This window comes from Rhodopirellula islandica (assembly GCF_001027925.1).
In the GTDB taxonomy this organism is placed as follows: Bacteria; Planctomycetota; Planctomycetia; order Pirellulales; family Pirellulaceae; genus Rhodopirellula; species Rhodopirellula islandica.
In genome coordinates this window covers 73,192-88,471 of the sequence record NZ_LECT01000048.1, presented here as the reverse complement: position 1 = coordinate 88,471, position 15,280 = coordinate 73,192, and the positions used below count along the sequence as shown (strand labels likewise).

10 protein-coding genes are annotated in these 15,280 nt (G+C 55.9%); 6 read left to right on the top strand and 4 right to left on the bottom strand.

Features of this window, described 5'->3' with window-relative positions; translation table 11 throughout:
- Positions 1 to 94: 94 nt before the first annotated feature.
- The 3 genes from RISK_RS24550 to RISK_RS24540 all read left to right on the top strand — a co-directional run bounded on the left by RISK_RS24550 (position 95) and on the right by RISK_RS24540 (position 2,572).
- Complete coding sequence (locus tag RISK_RS24550) at positions 95 to 832, top strand: Bax inhibitor-1/YccA family protein (protein ID WP_236696662.1); 738 nt, start codon at positions 95 to 97, stop codon at positions 830 to 832.
- 3 nt (positions 833 to 835) lie between these two features.
- The gene (locus RISK_RS24545; protein ID WP_047816967.1) at positions 836 to 1,618 is read left to right on the top strand and encodes an LON peptidase substrate-binding domain-containing protein; all 783 of its coding nucleotides are present in this window, start codon (positions 836 to 838) and stop codon (positions 1,616 to 1,618) included.
- A 573-nt stretch (positions 1,619 to 2,191) separates the two neighbouring features.
- On the top strand, positions 2,192 to 2,572 hold the full coding sequence (locus RISK_RS24540; protein WP_236696661.1) for an MGMT family protein: 381 nt from the start codon (positions 2,192 to 2,194) through the stop codon (positions 2,570 to 2,572).
- A gap of 73 nt (positions 2,573 to 2,645) precedes the next feature.
- Here RISK_RS24540 and RISK_RS24535 read toward each other — a convergent pair whose 3' ends face one another.
- Genes RISK_RS24535 through RISK_RS24525 form a run of 3 tightly spaced genes read right to left on the bottom strand, consistent with a single transcriptional unit; the run spans position 2,646 to position 6,351 of the window.
- Positions 2,646 to 4,358 (bottom strand): SidA/IucD/PvdA family monooxygenase, encoded by a 1,713-nt coding sequence (locus tag RISK_RS24535; RefSeq protein ID WP_047816966.1) that lies wholly within the window; start codon positions 4,356 to 4,358, stop codon positions 2,646 to 2,648.
- Positions 4,355 to 5,485: a hypothetical protein gene (locus RISK_RS24530; protein ID WP_150122702.1), complete on the bottom strand. Its 1,131-nt coding sequence runs from the start codon at positions 5,483 to 5,485 to the stop codon at positions 4,355 to 4,357. The genes RISK_RS24535 and RISK_RS24530 overlap by 4 nt, the downstream gene beginning before the upstream one ends.
- A complete protein-coding gene (locus tag RISK_RS24525) occupies positions 5,482 to 6,351 on the bottom strand; it encodes a DUF6999 family protein (RefSeq protein ID WP_047816964.1) in 870 nt (289 codons plus the stop codon). Before RISK_RS24525 ends, RISK_RS24530 begins: the two co-directional genes overlap by 4 nt.
- Before the next feature lie 592 nt (positions 6,352 to 6,943).
- On the opposite strand from RISK_RS24525, the gene RISK_RS24520 reads away from it, so the two are divergent.
- The 3 genes from RISK_RS24520 to RISK_RS24510 all read left to right on the top strand — a co-directional run bounded on the left by RISK_RS24520 (position 6,944) and on the right by RISK_RS24510 (position 13,832).
- Entirely contained in the window at positions 6,944 to 10,213 is a 3,270-nt protein-coding gene (locus RISK_RS24520; RefSeq protein ID WP_053061294.1) for a PSD1 and planctomycete cytochrome C domain-containing protein, read from the top strand.
- A gap of 60 nt (positions 10,214 to 10,273) precedes the next feature.
- Positions 10,274 to 11,734: a DUF1501 domain-containing protein gene (locus RISK_RS24515; RefSeq protein WP_047816962.1), complete on the top strand. Its 1,461-nt coding sequence runs from the start codon at positions 10,274 to 10,276 to the stop codon at positions 11,732 to 11,734.
- A 574-nt stretch (positions 11,735 to 12,308) separates the two neighbouring features.
- The gene (locus RISK_RS24510; RefSeq protein ID WP_236696660.1) at positions 12,309 to 13,832 is read left to right on the top strand and encodes a hypothetical protein; all 1,524 of its coding nucleotides are present in this window, start codon (positions 12,309 to 12,311) and stop codon (positions 13,830 to 13,832) included.
- A 215-nt stretch (positions 13,833 to 14,047) separates the two neighbouring features.
- Here the strand turns inward: RISK_RS24510 and RISK_RS24505 are convergent, their stop codons facing one another.
- Positions 14,048 to 14,959 carry a DUF4349 domain-containing protein gene (locus RISK_RS24505; RefSeq protein WP_047816961.1) on the bottom strand — a complete coding sequence of 304 codons (912 nt, stop codon included), beginning with the start codon at positions 14,957 to 14,959 and terminating at the stop codon, positions 14,048 to 14,050.
- Positions 14,960 to 15,280 lie beyond the last annotated feature (321 nt).

Below are 15,280 nucleotides of genomic sequence, written 5' to 3'. Positions count from 1 at the left end.
TTGAGTTTCCGATACCGATGGCCTTCCGCGATCGGATTTTTGTCTCCCTCCCTTGATTCAGCCTTTCAACTGAAACGAACGACCTATGAGCAACATGAATCCTTACTCTTCCGGCGTGGATGGTGCCGCCTACGGCAACGCAGCGATCTACGCAGATGAGACCGATCGAATTGCGTTCATTCGCCGCACCTACGCTCACCTTTCAGGAGCGGTCTTCGCTTTCTTGGCGTTGGAAGTCGTGCTGTTCACGATGGTTCCTGCCGCGACCATGGACATGATGGTCCAGCGGATGACGGGCGGATACGGTTGGCTGTTGGTGCTGGGCGCCTTCATGGCCGTCAGTTGGATGGCTCGTTCTTGGGCCAGCAGCGGACAATCTCGCGGTCTGCAGTACGCCGGGTTGGGACTGTACGTCGTCGCCCAAGCCGTGATCATGCTTCCGCTCATGTACATCGCCATTCGCGTCATGGGGCAACCTCAGATCCCGATTTTGGCAGGGATCATCACCACGCTCACTTTCGCCGGGCTGACCGGGTTCGTGATGCTCACGCGAGTCGACTTGGCATCGTGGGGCACTTATTTGTTCGTGGCCGGATTGGTCGCGATGGGCGTCGTCGTCTGTGGCGTTTTCTTTGGTTTCTCATTGGGGCTGTTCTTCAGCGCCGCGATGGTGGCCTTGGCATGCGGCTACATTCTGTATGACACCTCCAATGTTTTGCACCACTACGACACGCGTCAGTACGTCGCCGCGTCCTTGGCGTTGTTTGCTTCGGTCGCGTTGTTGTTCTACTACGTGCTGCGAATCCTGATTGCCTTCTCCAGCAACGACTGATTCATGAGTTTTGATTCGATCACGGGTGTGACCAGTCTGCCGGATGATTTCGACGGGCTGGTCCGGTTGTTTCCGTTTCCGGGAATGGTTTTGTTCCCTCACGCGATGCAGCCTCTGCACGTGTTCGAACCTCGATACGTCGACATGCTGCAAGAAGCCTTGTCGACGGATCACCTGATCACGATGGCGACGCTGACCAATTCTCAGGGCAGCGTGGTGTTGGATGACACGGCGAACCTGAAGTTGCCGTTGAATATGTTGCCTCCGATTTCGCCGACCGTGTGTGTCGGCAAGATCATTTCGCACGCGGAACTCGAAGGCGATCGACACAACATTTTGGTGGTGGGGATCCGCCGCGCCACGGTGCGTCATGAACTGGACACCGGGCGTTCGTTCCGGACGGCCCGTGTCGATCTGATTGACGACTTCTATCTGCCCGCCGGAACACAAAAACGGGCCGATCTGAAGAAGCGGTTGCTCGAGGCCTTCGGAAAGATCATTCCCGTCAGCGAAGGTTCCCAAAAGTCCCTGCATGATTTGATGGCTGGGCAAATGGGGGTCGGGCCGATCACCGACATCATCGCTTACACGTTGCCGTTTGATCCCGATGAAAAGATCAAGCTGCTGGCAATGTCCGATGTGGATCAACGAGCCGAAACACTGATTCGAATGATCCAGCGGGGCGGTTTGAACCTGCAGTCCGTCAGCGTGGAAGAAGGCAACGTCGACTTGGCAGAGTCGTCTGGATCCCGAAAAGAGTTTCCGCCCCCATTCAGTGTGAACTGAAGCATTCGCTGCAACGATGCTTCGTGACATGTTCCTGCCAATTTGAACAAGCCTCGTGGTCTGTCACGACTTGTTTTTAAGGTAGTGGACGAGGCCACGAGTCCTGAACTGGCGTCAAATCCAAGGACTCGTGGCCTCGTCCACTACGACCAACCCTAACTTTTAGCTTTAACAGACCACTAGGATTGAAACATGCGTGGGTCTGAACTGGTCAGCGCACGAAAAACCCGTCTGCTGAGACCAAGGTAACCATCTCAGCAAACGGGCTAGGCTCGCGTTCTAGAAAGTGATCGCGAGTGGGGTGGCTGACCCTGGCGTCAGCCCGCCGACTTTCGTCAAGGGTTTCCACCCCGTTGGCTAATACAGCAATAATCCACTTGATCACCTCCTTTGAAAATTTGGTTCGACGCCACTTGCCCAGGTGCCAACCAGAACAGACAAGCGAACGTGCGGAAGTTTTGTCGCGACGCGGAATCGCGACCCAGTGACGACATGATCGTCGGTAGTCAAGACGCATGCAACCAAATTCAGGTTCGCGGCCGCCAAACGAAAATCGAGTGGAATTCTGAGCCCATGACTTCTGAGTCGCCCAAATCGCCGGAATGGACCGAACGAGAACCGGAGTCCGATCCCATGCGAACCGCCTTTGTCGCCGCCATCGAGGCACTGCGACCGGGGGAGGTGGTCAGCTACGGCGATGTCGCCGCGCGAGCAGGCTATCCGCGCCGCCACCGAGCGGTGGGGCAATTGCTCGGAGCATCCTCTGATGCGTTGCCTTGGTGGCGAGTGGTCTACAACGACGGCAGGTTGCCGCCGGTCAACCCTTCCTTGCAAGAACAACGCTTGTTGGAAGAGGGCGTGATCATGAAACGCTTGCGAGTCCTGAAGTCGCCGCTGGGGAGGTTTGCACCTGCTCTCCAAAGCGAGTTGGTGGATCCGGCCCAAGACCTCTGAGCACATGAACTGAAGTGCGGGGGATTCTGGTGGGCGGTGATTGGGGTGTTCTGGGAAGGGTTGGGGCGGCGTGTCAAACTTTCTTTGGAGCTCTTCTTCGCCACGTCAGCAAACGATACGACCAATCAACTGGCTTGAGCATCAGCAACAGGACGATGAAGAGAGGTGGCATCAACACCTTTGCCTGGCTCAAACGTGATCGAGTGGAGCGATCATCAAGCTCATAGTGCATCGTGGTTGAGGTGGCCAACTGGACCCGGAACCAGGCCCCGAGTGAACCACACCGTTTGAGGCTGGGGTAGTCGCCCATGAGTCTTGAAAGCCGGTCACAATAAGGAATCATCTCGACGGGATAGATTGCTGCCAGATTGAGTTTGCCAAAACGCATCCGCTGATTGCTTGTGTCTCGATCATGCTGACGTGCAAAATCAATTGGCAGGGAACAATCTCCTGAGAGCAGTTTGACAGCGAACTTCGCTTGCATCTCGCTGATCGTGGGGACGTTGCCGATGATGGGGCGGGCAAACCCAACCAAAAAGAGGTTCCGGAATCTGCGATGGCAACAGCCAAGGTAGAAGTCGCTCAGTTGGATCTCTGAATCCGAGAGGGCTTCCAAGCAGGATTCGTATCCGATCGCGGGGACGACGACATCCGGACAAAGTTTCCGTGTCCTTTCGCGTTCGAAATCGAAGTAGGTGTCCAGTGAATCTGCTGCGGGGCCAACGATGCAAATGCGATCATCGGCGACCGAGTCGAGAAAGCGGTCGCTCTTGTTATGAAACATATTGAACAAGTCATCCTTGGCGGCCCGCGTCAGTCGCATCGCCCAATCGTTTTTCTTCCGCTCGCGATCGCTTTGTGGCTCATCTTGTTGGGATGGCGAGGCCTTGTGGGTCGGGAACCATCGACGAAATGCATCTGCGTATCGAATGCGTGCCTTCACGAATCGTTCCCCGATCCAATTGCGTAGGTCGGGATGGATTGAAAGCATCAGGCGATTGCGCAAAAAGTCCGAAGGGACGCCGTGGATGGGGTGGTAGCGGGGGCTCACCCGAATGCCCGACTTCAGCGAGAGGAAGACTCGATTGTTCCGCTCGGGGCGAGACAATCGATCGGCGAAATCAACCGCTGATTCTCCACCGCCAATCACGACGACGGTTTGATTCTCGATCTCATCGATCTGTTGGGCATTGTTTAGCAATCGCGGTGTTTCGGAACGGAGGCTGGCTTGGTTGGCCGACTGGGCACGGGACGGCGGAATGGTCCGTGCTCGGGCTGCCAATCCCGTGCAGATGATCACCGCCTGAAAGATCTCGATTCGTTGGGGGCTGTCGTCGGGTTCGAGGCCGCGGGTTTTCAGTTGCCACTCATTCGACGCTTCGACGTAGCGGATTTGGTCGACCCGCGTTTTGCACCGAATGGACGAATGAAGTGAGAACGCGGTCGCGAAGGATTCCAGGTAGTCGCCGTACTCCCCGTCGCAAAAGAAGTCACGGAAATCGGACACGCCGTCACCTGAGACACTGTCATCGAACAAGGGAAAACACGCAAACTGCGTCGTGTACTTGGTCGAGGTCGAAACAAATCCCGGAGAAGGATTGCCCCAACAACCCGTGATTCGATCTGATTTTTCGAAGCACACGATCTCCCAATCAGGCAATTGATCGCGTGCATTCTTCAGCGTCACCAATCCGCTGCTCCCGCAACCGACGATTGCCAAACGCGGTTTCGGTTTCGGAACGGCAACCTGCGAACCGACCGGTACAGGCGACGCGTGTTCGCTCATGGCATCACCACAGTCAAGCTCACCAGGACGAAATTGAATTGCCCCGATTCGGGAATGAACAACAGCAAACGCTCACCGGCCTGGGGTGTTTCTGAACGCAAGTGGTGATCGAGCATCACGTAGATGCTGGCGGCACCGGTGTTGCCAACGTCCGCGAGGTTGGTCCAGTAGGGCACCGGTGCAGATTGGTCGCTGCAGTGACTGGCAATCACGCGTTCCATTTTGCGTCGGAAGAAGAACGAGGACATGTGCGGCAGAATCATCGCGTATTCATCGAGAGATTCCCCGTGCTGTTGGAGCGATTGCGAAAACGCGCGACCACCGAGTTCAAACATGTGACGCGACAGGATTTTCACATCTTGGGTGAGCAATCCCGTTTCGTTTTCCAACTTCATGCACAGTGGGGCCTCATGCGCGAAGGAAACGCTATGCGTCCAGTTCACCCGCAACGATGGACGCGTGTCTGAAGGTTCGTTCTCAATCAAGAACGCCCCCGCGCCGTCGGACAACATGAACCTCAAAAACACTGCCATGAACCACTGGCTGTTCCGGAGATCGACGTGAGCGTTCCGGTCATCGATCGGCTGGATTTTGGTCGACTTAAGAATTTCAGATGCGTGTTCTGTTCCCAGACAGAGGGCCGCATGATGGTCGCCGGACTTCACGGCTCGCACCGCCCCCACGAAGGCGGCCGAAGACGACGTGCAAATGCCTGAATGGGAACTGATTTCGACAGACCGATTGAGATAGCCTCGATCTGCCAATTGACGATGGACGATGGAACTCAGGCCAGGACCTGACAGCGGGCAGTGGGTTGTGCCGGCGGCAAGGTAGCTGGGTGAGACTTGGAGGGGGCTGGAATCCAAGCAATGCATGGCTGCGAGCGTTCCCAGTTCATAAACATCGTGCGTGGGTATTTGGTTCGTGTCCTGAGCGTAGTGTCGGCCGACAATCCCGTTCATACGCAGCACCTGCCGCATCACTTCCTCTTCGCCGGGGAGATTCCCAAGAAATTCGGTCAGGCGTTCATTTGTCACCCGTGGGCCGGGCAAGAACGATCCGGTCCGCGTGATGAAACAGGAGGCGACAGGATGATGGCTGCTTCGCGAGGGGGGCGACGAATTCACTGCTGTGTACTCGGCGGTCGGTTGCACAGCATGTCATACACGACTTCGTCAAAGACGATGTGGTAGTACAGGTACTGGCTCGGGTTGGAAAAAAATGCACTGCTGTGGTAGTGCCCGCGGTTGCTGACTTCTTGCATGAAAAAATCCAAATCAACTTGAATTTCTTGGTCACTCGCATAGATCCGCTTCAGACACCACAGCAGAATGGAGTCGGAACTGAACGAATTCAGGGCACTCATCGTGGTCTTCAAGTCACCGAAGACAGTGATCGTCGTCACGATCAACAGGACGATGTTGGTTGCGCCGAGAACCTGCCAAGAGTGTTCTCGGTTTTCGTTCAACGCCTCTTTGCTGAATTGTTCATGGTCGAGTGGTCGCTGGCTGCGGATGTAATCGAGATTGTCCAGGAAAGCTTGTTTGTCGAAGCGATCCACCAATTCATACGACAACAAATCGTGACCGATGGTCATGTTGTTCTGGACGGCTGTGGGCAGATTCTCAACTGAAAAGTCGCCATCGATTCCGTTCAGCTTCTTGATTTCTGTAGGTGGATCGGCGTTCTGGCGTTGAAGCACATGCCGATAGAGAATCGGCTCGATTTGCACGTGACGCAGGAACAGCTCTGCCGCATCCGTCTTCGCCAAGTGCTTCATTCCCCACGTCATCGTTTTGTCGATCGCGTAGGCCTCAAATCCATATGGCACCCGATGGAAAACGAACTTGAACGGGAACAGGAGCGTGCGGATGAAAAAATAGGCGACCAGCAACAGAGGACGAAGAAAGACAAAGTCCCAGTGCGATGTTTCCTTCGCAAACACATCGTTGACGTAACGGTTGATGTACGGGAAACGGTGCATCGTGGGCATGAGCGGTCTCAAGTGGAAGCTAGGTCAGGGCACTTCGTTGGCGTCTGCGAAACGTCGTGAATGACGTTGTCCCGAACCGCGTTGAATCAGCGCAAGATGCGTGCCATCTCCTGTCGGAGCATTGGGATGCGACTGCAGCGTGAGTCTACAATAATTCAGTGTCAGCCTGGTGTTGCTTCGCAAGACAAGATCCGCATCGTCCGCATCTTTGTCTGTCGGCGTGTTACGCCAACAAAACGCATGGCTTGGCCTCCTTTCGTTCTTTGCTGGTGGAGACACGGGGAAGTTGTGACAAGCAGTTCGGCAGGAGTCTTTCAGCATTTGGAATGTTTTGGGTAGCGTCGTTGCTCCCACATACAACCGGGGCGAACGCCCGAACGGCTCACATCGTTGCACCCGATCATTCCTGCCGACCTGGTTGAAGCAAATACGTTGGACGAGTTCTGCTACAATTGGCGGTCCCGCCTAACGACTCCTCGGCCACCAGTTCGCAGCTGTTCCAACTCTGATTCTGTTCATTTGACGAATGATTTGAGTTTGGGAAACACCCTGCCGGTAGTCGTCCCTGCAAAGAGTGTCCTGTAGGAATCCCATGCCTAACCTTTTCGGACTGTTCGTTTTGCCTCTCTTCGTTCTTTTGATCGGAAGTTTGGTTCCCGTTCTCTTGCGGGCTGACGAGGTCGACTTTGTTCATGACGTCCGACCGATTTTGCAACAGCATTGCTATTCCTGCCACGGCGAGGAAAAGCAGCGGAGTGGATTGCGACTGGACATCAAATCAGAGGCCTTCAAGGGAGGCGATGGTTGGGGGCCGTTCGTGATCGAAGGCGAACCTGAAGACAGTCCGTTGATCGAGTGGGTGACCAGCGAAGACGAGAGTTCTCGCATGCCACCGGAAGGCGATCCTTTGTCATCGTCAGAAATCGCGACCCTGACCAATTGGGTCGAACAAGGCGCCGACTGGCCCGACGGAGTCGACCTGGCGGTGTTGGAAGATCGCATGGATCATTGGTCGTTCGAACCGGTCGTGATGCCGGACATGCCTCAGGTATCCAAGGCTGATTGGCCACGCGGCCCCCTCGATCGAATGGTGCTGGCCCGATTGGAACAGGAAGGACTGTCGCCTTCGCCGCCAGCAGACCCGGTGGTTTGGTTGCGGCGGGTGACGTTTGACTTGACAGGTTTGCCCCCCACGCCCAACGAGGTGAACGATTTTCTAGGACGCCTCGAGCACGGGGAAGCGGCTTTCAGCGAGGTGGTGGAACGATTGCTGGAATCTCCTCGCTATGGTGAACGCTGGGCTCAACACTGGCTGGATGTGGTTCGTTACGCGGACACGCATGGCTTTGAGGTCAATACCGAACGGCCGAATGCTTGGCCGTACCGTGACTACGTGATTGAATCGATGAACCGGGACACGCCCTACGATCAGTTCATCAAAGAGCAGATCGTGGGGGACGCCTTGGGGCGGGATCGGGCCACCGGATTCTTGGTCACGGCTTCCGTCCTGCTGCCTGGGCAGATCGGTGCCGACGAGCCTTCGAAACGATTGGCTCGGCAGGACTCGCTCGATGAAATCGTCAACAACGTTTCGCAAACGTTTCTTGGCTTGAGCGTCGGTTGTGCGAGGTGTCACGACCACAAGTTCGATCCGATTTCGGCCAAAGACTACTACAGCATGCAGGCATTCGTGGCGGGGGTCGAATACAAGGATCGTGAGTTGAAGACGCCCGAATCCGAAGCTCTCAAGAAGCAGGCAGAGATCTGGGCGAAAAGGGTGACGGAAATTGAAGAGCAGCTCTCTCGGTTCGTTCCCATTGCTCGGCCCAGGCCTGATGATGGCGAGCCGATTCGCACCACCAACGCTCGCAAGAACACCGAGACCTTTGAGCCGTTGGAGGCAAAGTTCATTCGGTTCACGATCCACGATTCCAACTTGCATCCCAGTCTTGGCCTGATCGCGCCCTGCATTGATGAGTTCGAGATCTACACCGACGAGGCTGAACCTCGAAACGTTGCCTTGGCTTCCCTGGGCGCTCAAGCAACCGCATCGGGAAGCGTGGAGTCCAGCAATCACAAGTTGATCCATCTCAACGATGGCGTGTACGGCAATCCAAGCAGTTGGATGTCCGACACCAATGGCACGGGGTGGGTGATGTTTGAATTGCCGGAACCGATACGGATTGGGAAAGTGGTCTGGGGTCGCGACCGTCTGGGAAAGCTGACGGATCGACTTGCGACGTCCTACACGTTGGAAGCGGGAGTGTCGGAGGAAAAGCTGACAACGCTGGCTCATCTCGAACCGCGTCGCAGATCGGTTCAAGCGACGATGAACACCGATCGCATCACCCCGGTGCGTGCCAATCGCCTGCGTTTCACTGTTTTGGCAACCAACCGACTGGAACCCTGCTTGGACGAGTTGGAAGTCTTCAACACAGAGGGCGAAAACATTGCCTTGGCCAGCATGGGGACTTCGGTCAAAACATCCGGTGACAACCTGGTTGCAAACCGTCATGACCCACGTTTTATCAACGACGGCCGACACGGCAACGCGAGTTCGTGGATGTCCAGTGAAGACGGGAAGGGCTGGGTGGAACTGCAGTTCGCTCGCGAGCAGGAGATCGAGCGGGTCGTGTGGGGACGGGATCGTGAGGGGAAATTCGATGACCGCTTGGCGACCGAGTACCTCATCGAGACGGCCCTCGATCAAGATTGGCGGCGGATCGCTGATTCCAGGGATCGTGTTGTCTGGGACGCAGGTACCAAGCCATCCGCTGAGTTCCTGCTGGTCGGATTGACGCCCGATGAGACCCGCGTTGCCAGCGGCCTGCAGAAAGAGAAAGCCCACCTCGAAAAGAAGATTCGCGAAAACCGAAAGGGGCCGTCCGTGTTCGCCGGAACGTTTCGCAAACCCGATGACATTCACTTGCTGAATCGCGGTGATCCGGAGCAACCCAAGGAAGCGGTGGTTCCCGCGGTGCTGAGTTCGCTGGGCGACGTGCAACTTTCTGCTAAGACTCCCGAACAGGAACGCCGGAAAGCGTTGGCTGATTGGATTGCGCGTCCCGACAATCCGCTGACGGCCCGCGTGATGGCGAATCGAATTTGGCAGTGGCACTTTGGCGTCGGCTTCGTCGACACGCCAAACGATTTCGGTCGGAATGGATCGCAGCCCACTCACCCGGAACTGTTGGACTGGCTCGCTTTGGAATTGATTCGAGGTGAATGGTCGATCAAGCACATGCATCGCGTGATCGTGTTGTCGGCAACCTATCGCCAATCGACTCAGCACAACGAGCTGGCGGCCGCGAAAGACGCCGATGTGCGGTGGTTGTGGCGGTACCCGTCGCGACGCCTGGATGGGGAAGCGATCCGGGATTCAATCTTGGCGATCAATGGTCAGCTCGACCTGAAAATGGGCGGACGCGGTTTCAGCCTGTTCAACAAACGTGGTGGCTTGTCGGGGTTTGTTCCCGTGGAATCGTTCCAAGGGGATGGGCTGCGGCGGATGATCTATGCCCACAAAGTGCGACGTGAGCGAGATGCCGTGTTTGGTGCATTTGATTGTCCGGACGGCGGGCAAAGTGCCGCACGAAGGATCGAGTCGACGACCCCCATTCAAGCTCTCAATCTGTTCAACAGTCCCTTCACGATGGAACAGGCCAAAGCATTCGCGGATGTGCTGCAAGAGCAAGCGAAAGACGATGTCAGCCAACAGGTTCAGCGAGCCTACTGGGTAGGGCTCAACCGAAAGCCGTCGGCCGAAGAGTTATCAGACGCGGTTTCCGTTGTTCGCGAATTTGGGTTGGAGACGTTTTGTCGAGCCTTGTTCAACTGCAATGAATTCTTGTTTCTTCCTTGAGTCTCAACACGTCCTTCGCGATTCGTTCATTCTGTCTCCTTGAAAGTTGCCCGTTCCACCATGTCCACTCCCCACCTCTCCAACGGCGGTCGCCAATTTCTGAATCGCCGCGGGTTCCTTGGCAATGCTGCGACCGGATTGGGATCCATCGCTCTCTTGGACTTGTTGGCCAAGGATCGATTGTTGGCCAACCAACCGCAGATCGACCCAGCCCGTCCGTTTGCGCTGCGGCCCGGTCATTTTCCGGCCAAAGCCAAGAACGTGCTGGTGATCTTTTGTGCTGGCGGGGTCAGCCAACTCGAAACGTGGGACTACAAACCGGAGCTCATCAAGCTCGATGGACGTCCCTTGGAAGGTGGGCCGGCGGTCACCTTTCAAGGGCCGGCGGGTGACTTAGCGCGTCCGCAATACAAGTTTCGACAACGCGGCCAGACTGGGAAGTGGGTCAGCGACATGCTTCCGCACCTGGCGGAATTGACCGATGACATCGCCTTCATTCACTCGCTGACCAGCATCACCAACACCCACGGGCCAGCGGAAAACTTCTTGTCCACCGGCAGCCAGTTGGATGGGTTCCCGAGCCTGGGATCATGGACCAGCTATGCACTGGGGACGGAGAACCAAAACTTGCCCGCCTATGTGGCGATTCCTGACCCACGAGGCGTGCCGCAGAATGGTTCCAACAACTGGGGACCGGGATTCTTGCCGGCTGCATTCCAAGGCACGACGGTCAGTTCGAAATCACCGATTCGGCACCTCCGTGCGCCTGGCATGTCAGACGTCGCGGACGAAGCGAGTCGCTCGTTGCTAAAGCGAATGAACGAACGCCATCTGGAACAACACCCCGGGGACAGCAAATTGGCGGCCCGGATTGCCAGCTATGAACTGGCCGCCCGAATGCAGTTGAGCGTTCCAGAGATCACCGACCTGTCATCGGAACCGGCTCACGTGTTGAAAAGCTACGGAGCGGACGATGATTCCAATCCGACCCGTGCGGCCTATGCCAAAAACTGCATCCTGGCTCGTCGATTGATCGAAAGCGGCGTGCGATTTGTACAGTTGTTCAATGGAGCCTATGCCAGTGGCGGTGCCCTCAACTGGGACGGGCACGGCAAACTGAAGGAGCAATACGACACGCACGCTGAGATTTTGGACCAACCCACCGCGGCGATGATTCAAGACATGAAGGCCCGTGGGCTGCTCGAAGACACATTGATCGTCTGGTGCACCGAGTTCGGACGCATGCCGTTCTTCCAAAAGGGAGCCAAAGGACGCGATCACAACCCCGACGGATTCACTTGTTGGATGACCGGTGCCGGGGTGAAGCCAGGTGTCAGTCATGGCGTGACAGACGAGCTCGGTCAGAAGGCGGTCGAGGACATCCATCCGCTCTACGATTTGAACGCTACGATCCTGCACCTGTTGGGGCTCGATCATGAACGTCTGACGTTCGAGCACAACGGCATTGAACGACGCTTGACCAACGTCGAAGGTCACCTGATTCGTGAGGTTTTGGCGTAGCTAAAACGCGGGCGTTGCGGTGGGCTGCCGTCTTTGGGGTGTTGTTGCCCCGATAAGCAAGTCGGCAGGAATGATCGGGCATCACCATATGAGCCGTTTGGGCGTTCGCCTGGACTGCTGAACGTTTGGGCTCGGAGAGTATTGTCGCTTGCGCAAGTTTTCATCCCGGTAGGGATGCAAGATGGTAGCCGTCGGTAAGTCTTATTCCGGGAAAATCGAGATTGAAGGAGACGGAATCGTCAACCTCTACAAATGGGTTGAGTTGCAGTAGTGGCGACTTGAATTTCAACGGGATGCTTGCATGACAGATAGAGACAAGGCCCATTTTGAAAAGGAAGGGCGATTCCTTTCGCAAATGCATGAATGAAGGCAGGGACTTGGTGCAAGCATTGGTGCAACCGAAGAATCGCGGAACATCGAAAGTGTCTCGATGCTGCGGTTGTGTCGAGCGGGCATCAATCACCCAACCAACGCCAGTCCAGCTGACAACGCAAGCTTGGGCAACCTGAGTTTGTGTCGCCCGCTGGGCTGGGTGTTGAGAGTTCTTCCCTTTTCACTCCCTTTCGATTGGAAGGTGTATGCTAACCTCAAAAACTCGATTCGAGGTGGTTTGAAAATGCGTGTCTTGGCCCGTGCGGTTTGTTTGTTCCTGTTGTCGGTGACGTTCCATTCCCAGGCATCGTTGCGTGCTGACGATGAAGGGATTGAGATCGGCAACCGTCGCGAATTGTTCGTCGATCACCTGCTGATTGATCAGCTTGAAAACGTTCGTCTGGTGCTCAATCGGCCGCGGGATGAAGGGGTGGCGTTGCGGTTCGACAAACCGTGGGAAGGACCGTTCTGCGGATACTGCACCGTGATTCAAGATGGTGATCTGTACCGACTGTATTATCGCGGCAGCCCGAAAGCCGGTGCCGATGGCAACCCCGGCGAAACCTACTGCTATGCCGAATCCCAAGATGGGATTCGATGGGTCAAACCCGAGCTGAATCTGTATGAGTTCCAGGGCAGCACCAAGAACAACATCGTCCTGGCCGATGCGGCGCCGGTGACCCACAATTTCAGCCCGATGCTTGACACTCGACCCGACGTGCCTGCCCAGGAACGGTTCAAGGCGATCGGCGGGACGATGACCAGCGGTTTGATCGCCATGGTTTCAGCGGATGGCATTCATTGGGAAAAGATGCAGGACGAACCAGTGATCTCCTCTGAGATGGTTCCGTACGACTACATGTTCGATTCGCAGAACGTTGTCTTTTGGTCTGCATCGGAACAACGGTACCTGTGTTACTTTCGTGTCTTCGAAAGCGGGATTCGTCGCATCTGTCGATCGACCAGCGATGACTTTGTGAACTGGTCCGCACCCACCTTGATGGAGTATCGACACCACGGGGGCAAGGCACCGATGGAACATCTCTATACCAACCAAACGCATCCCTATTTCCGTGCCCCACATTTGTACGTCGCCGTGGCGGCTCGTTTCATGCCGGGGCGCCAGGTGCTGTCTGAATCGCAGGCTGAGGCAATCAACGTTGCGCCCCGGTACTTCAAGGACACTTCCGATGCGATCTTGATGACCTCTCGCGGTGGGTCGGTCTATGACCGGACCTTCCTCGGGGGATTCATTCGTCCCGGCATCGGTGCGGAAAACTGGGTTTCGAGGACGAACTACCCGGCGCTCAACATCGTGCCAACAGGATCGGAGGAGATGTCGGTTTACCTCAATCAAGATTATGCCCAACCGACTTCTCACTTGCACCGGTACTCGATGCGGCTCGATGGATTCACTTCGGCTCAGGCACCGTTTCGCGGCGGCGAGTTATTGACGAAACCGCTGACGTTTTCCGGCAACGAACTGTCGATCAACTTTGGGACTTCAGCCGCCGGCGGTGTTCGAGTGGAGATTCAGGATGCTGTCGGACAGCCCGTCCCAGGCTTCACCTTCTCCGAATCGGTGGAACAGATCGGAAATGAAATCGACCGCGTGGTCCGATGGGATCACGGGAGCGACGTGGCGTCGCTTTCCGGAAAACCCATTCGGCTACGGTTTGTGATCAAGGACGCAGACCTGTATTCGTTCCGTTTCAACGCTCGCTGACCGACAAAACACGTCACTGATTGACTGGACTAGCTGCGACGCAATGGTTGGACCAGCCAAGCAACGGATCGCCGGATGGTGCCACCTGTCATCCGTTGCACCATGAAGCGAATGCGAGTGATGGAGTCATCTCTGGGACCGTTTGCTAACTAGCGATCGGTGTCGCATCGTTTTCTGGCGGCAGCGTAAGCAGCAAGCGGTGTCGTTCTTCCCCGCTACTTCGATCGCTTGCGTAGCAATCGTCGGCCCACTGCAACGCTCACCAGAATGAGTCCGCCGAAAACAAGCAACCAAGGCAGGATCGCGATGGCAGCGATGACGATGTGTTCACCGGTCTGCTTCATCGCGTTGATGGAGTGTGACCAAGATTTCTGGATTCGTGAACTGAATGTCGGCGCTGCCGGAGGGACGTACTCCTTTTCTTCGCGGCACTGAATCGTGATGGTCGCCAAAGCGGAACGATCCGATAGCACTCGCAGGCGACCTTCCATGCGTTCGATCTCTTCGCGAACACGCGAAAGTTCGCGTTCGATTTCTAAGACATCGGATAGCTTTCCGGTTCGTTCTTCGAGCATCGTGATGATGCGTTCTTCGAGCTTCTTGTTGTTTCGGATTCTCGCCTCGACGTCGACGAATTCTTCGGTGACGTCTTGAGCGTCTTCGGTGCGAGATTCCGCAAATCCCAATCCGGTGACGCCTCGAAGGAAGGCGACGTAGTTCGCAACTGGAATGCGAGCGACCCACTCGCCAGATTGTCGATTGTTGTAGCGGCGATTCGTTTCGCTGTTGGAAATGAATCCTCCATGCTGGTCGACCAGGGCTGGCAGTTTTGATTCAAAGGTCGCGTACTCTTTCACGACCAAAGACAGGTGGGTGTTGTAAACGATTCGTCGATTGGTTTTTGCGTTCTCGCTTGATTGGTCTGCGTCCAATGATTCAGTGTCGGCCTCATCGAAATCCGGGCGGCGATTCGGAGCTTGTGCGAGCGAGAAGGATGCAGGTTGTTCTGGAACGGCTTGCTCGCTCATGACGTCGAGCTTGGTCGAGAATTGATTGGACTGCGGCCCGCATCCCGAGATCAACAGCAGGACGACAAGAAAACTGTTGCGAAAGTTTCGTTGGTTCATCAACTTTGGTCCTGCGTCGGTGGAATGTATGTCGCTAGATGATCAATTCGGCTGAATCGGTTGTGGACGATGCGACGAAACGCGAGCCGAAGGATTCGTTGCCTCATCCATTTCGGGAATTGCTGAGGACTCGTTGCCTCGTCCACTACGGGAATGGTGGCGGTGAAGGAGTGTGATGTGTCGTGCCTCACCAGGACTACGATGGGGACTGGCTGAATATTAGGTGCGAGAGCATCGGATACGGAATTGCGGTGGTGGACGAGGCGAAACGTCCCGAGCCGAAGGATTCGTTGCCTCATCCACTACCGCGGTTTGTGTTCA

Bases quoted from the DNA above. Each gene is read 5' to 3' on its own strand.
- RISK_RS24550 (WP_236696662.1), top strand. From the start codon at position 95: ATGAATCCTTACTCTTCCGGCGTGGATGGTGCCGCCTACGGCAACGCA.
- RISK_RS24545 (WP_047816967.1), top strand. From the start codon at position 836: ATGAGTTTTGATTCGATCACGGGTGTGACCAGTCTGCCGGATGATTTC.
- RISK_RS24540 (WP_236696661.1), top strand. From the start codon at position 2,192: ATGACTTCTGAGTCGCCCAAATCGCCGGAATGGACCGAACGAGAACCG.
- RISK_RS24535 (WP_047816966.1), bottom strand. From the start codon at position 4,358: ATGAGCGAACACGCGTCGCCTGTACCGGTCGGTTCGCAGGTTGCCGTT.
- RISK_RS24525 (WP_047816964.1), bottom strand. From the start codon at position 6,351: ATGCCCACGATGCACCGTTTCCCGTACATCAACCGTTACGTCAACGAT.
- RISK_RS24520 (WP_053061294.1), top strand. From the start codon at position 6,944: ATGCCTAACCTTTTCGGACTGTTCGTTTTGCCTCTCTTCGTTCTTTTG.
- RISK_RS24515 (WP_047816962.1), top strand. From the start codon at position 10,274: ATGTCCACTCCCCACCTCTCCAACGGCGGTCGCCAATTTCTGAATCGC.
- RISK_RS24505 (WP_047816961.1), bottom strand. From the start codon at position 14,959: ATGAACCAACGAAACTTTCGCAACAGTTTTCTTGTCGTCCTGCTGTTG.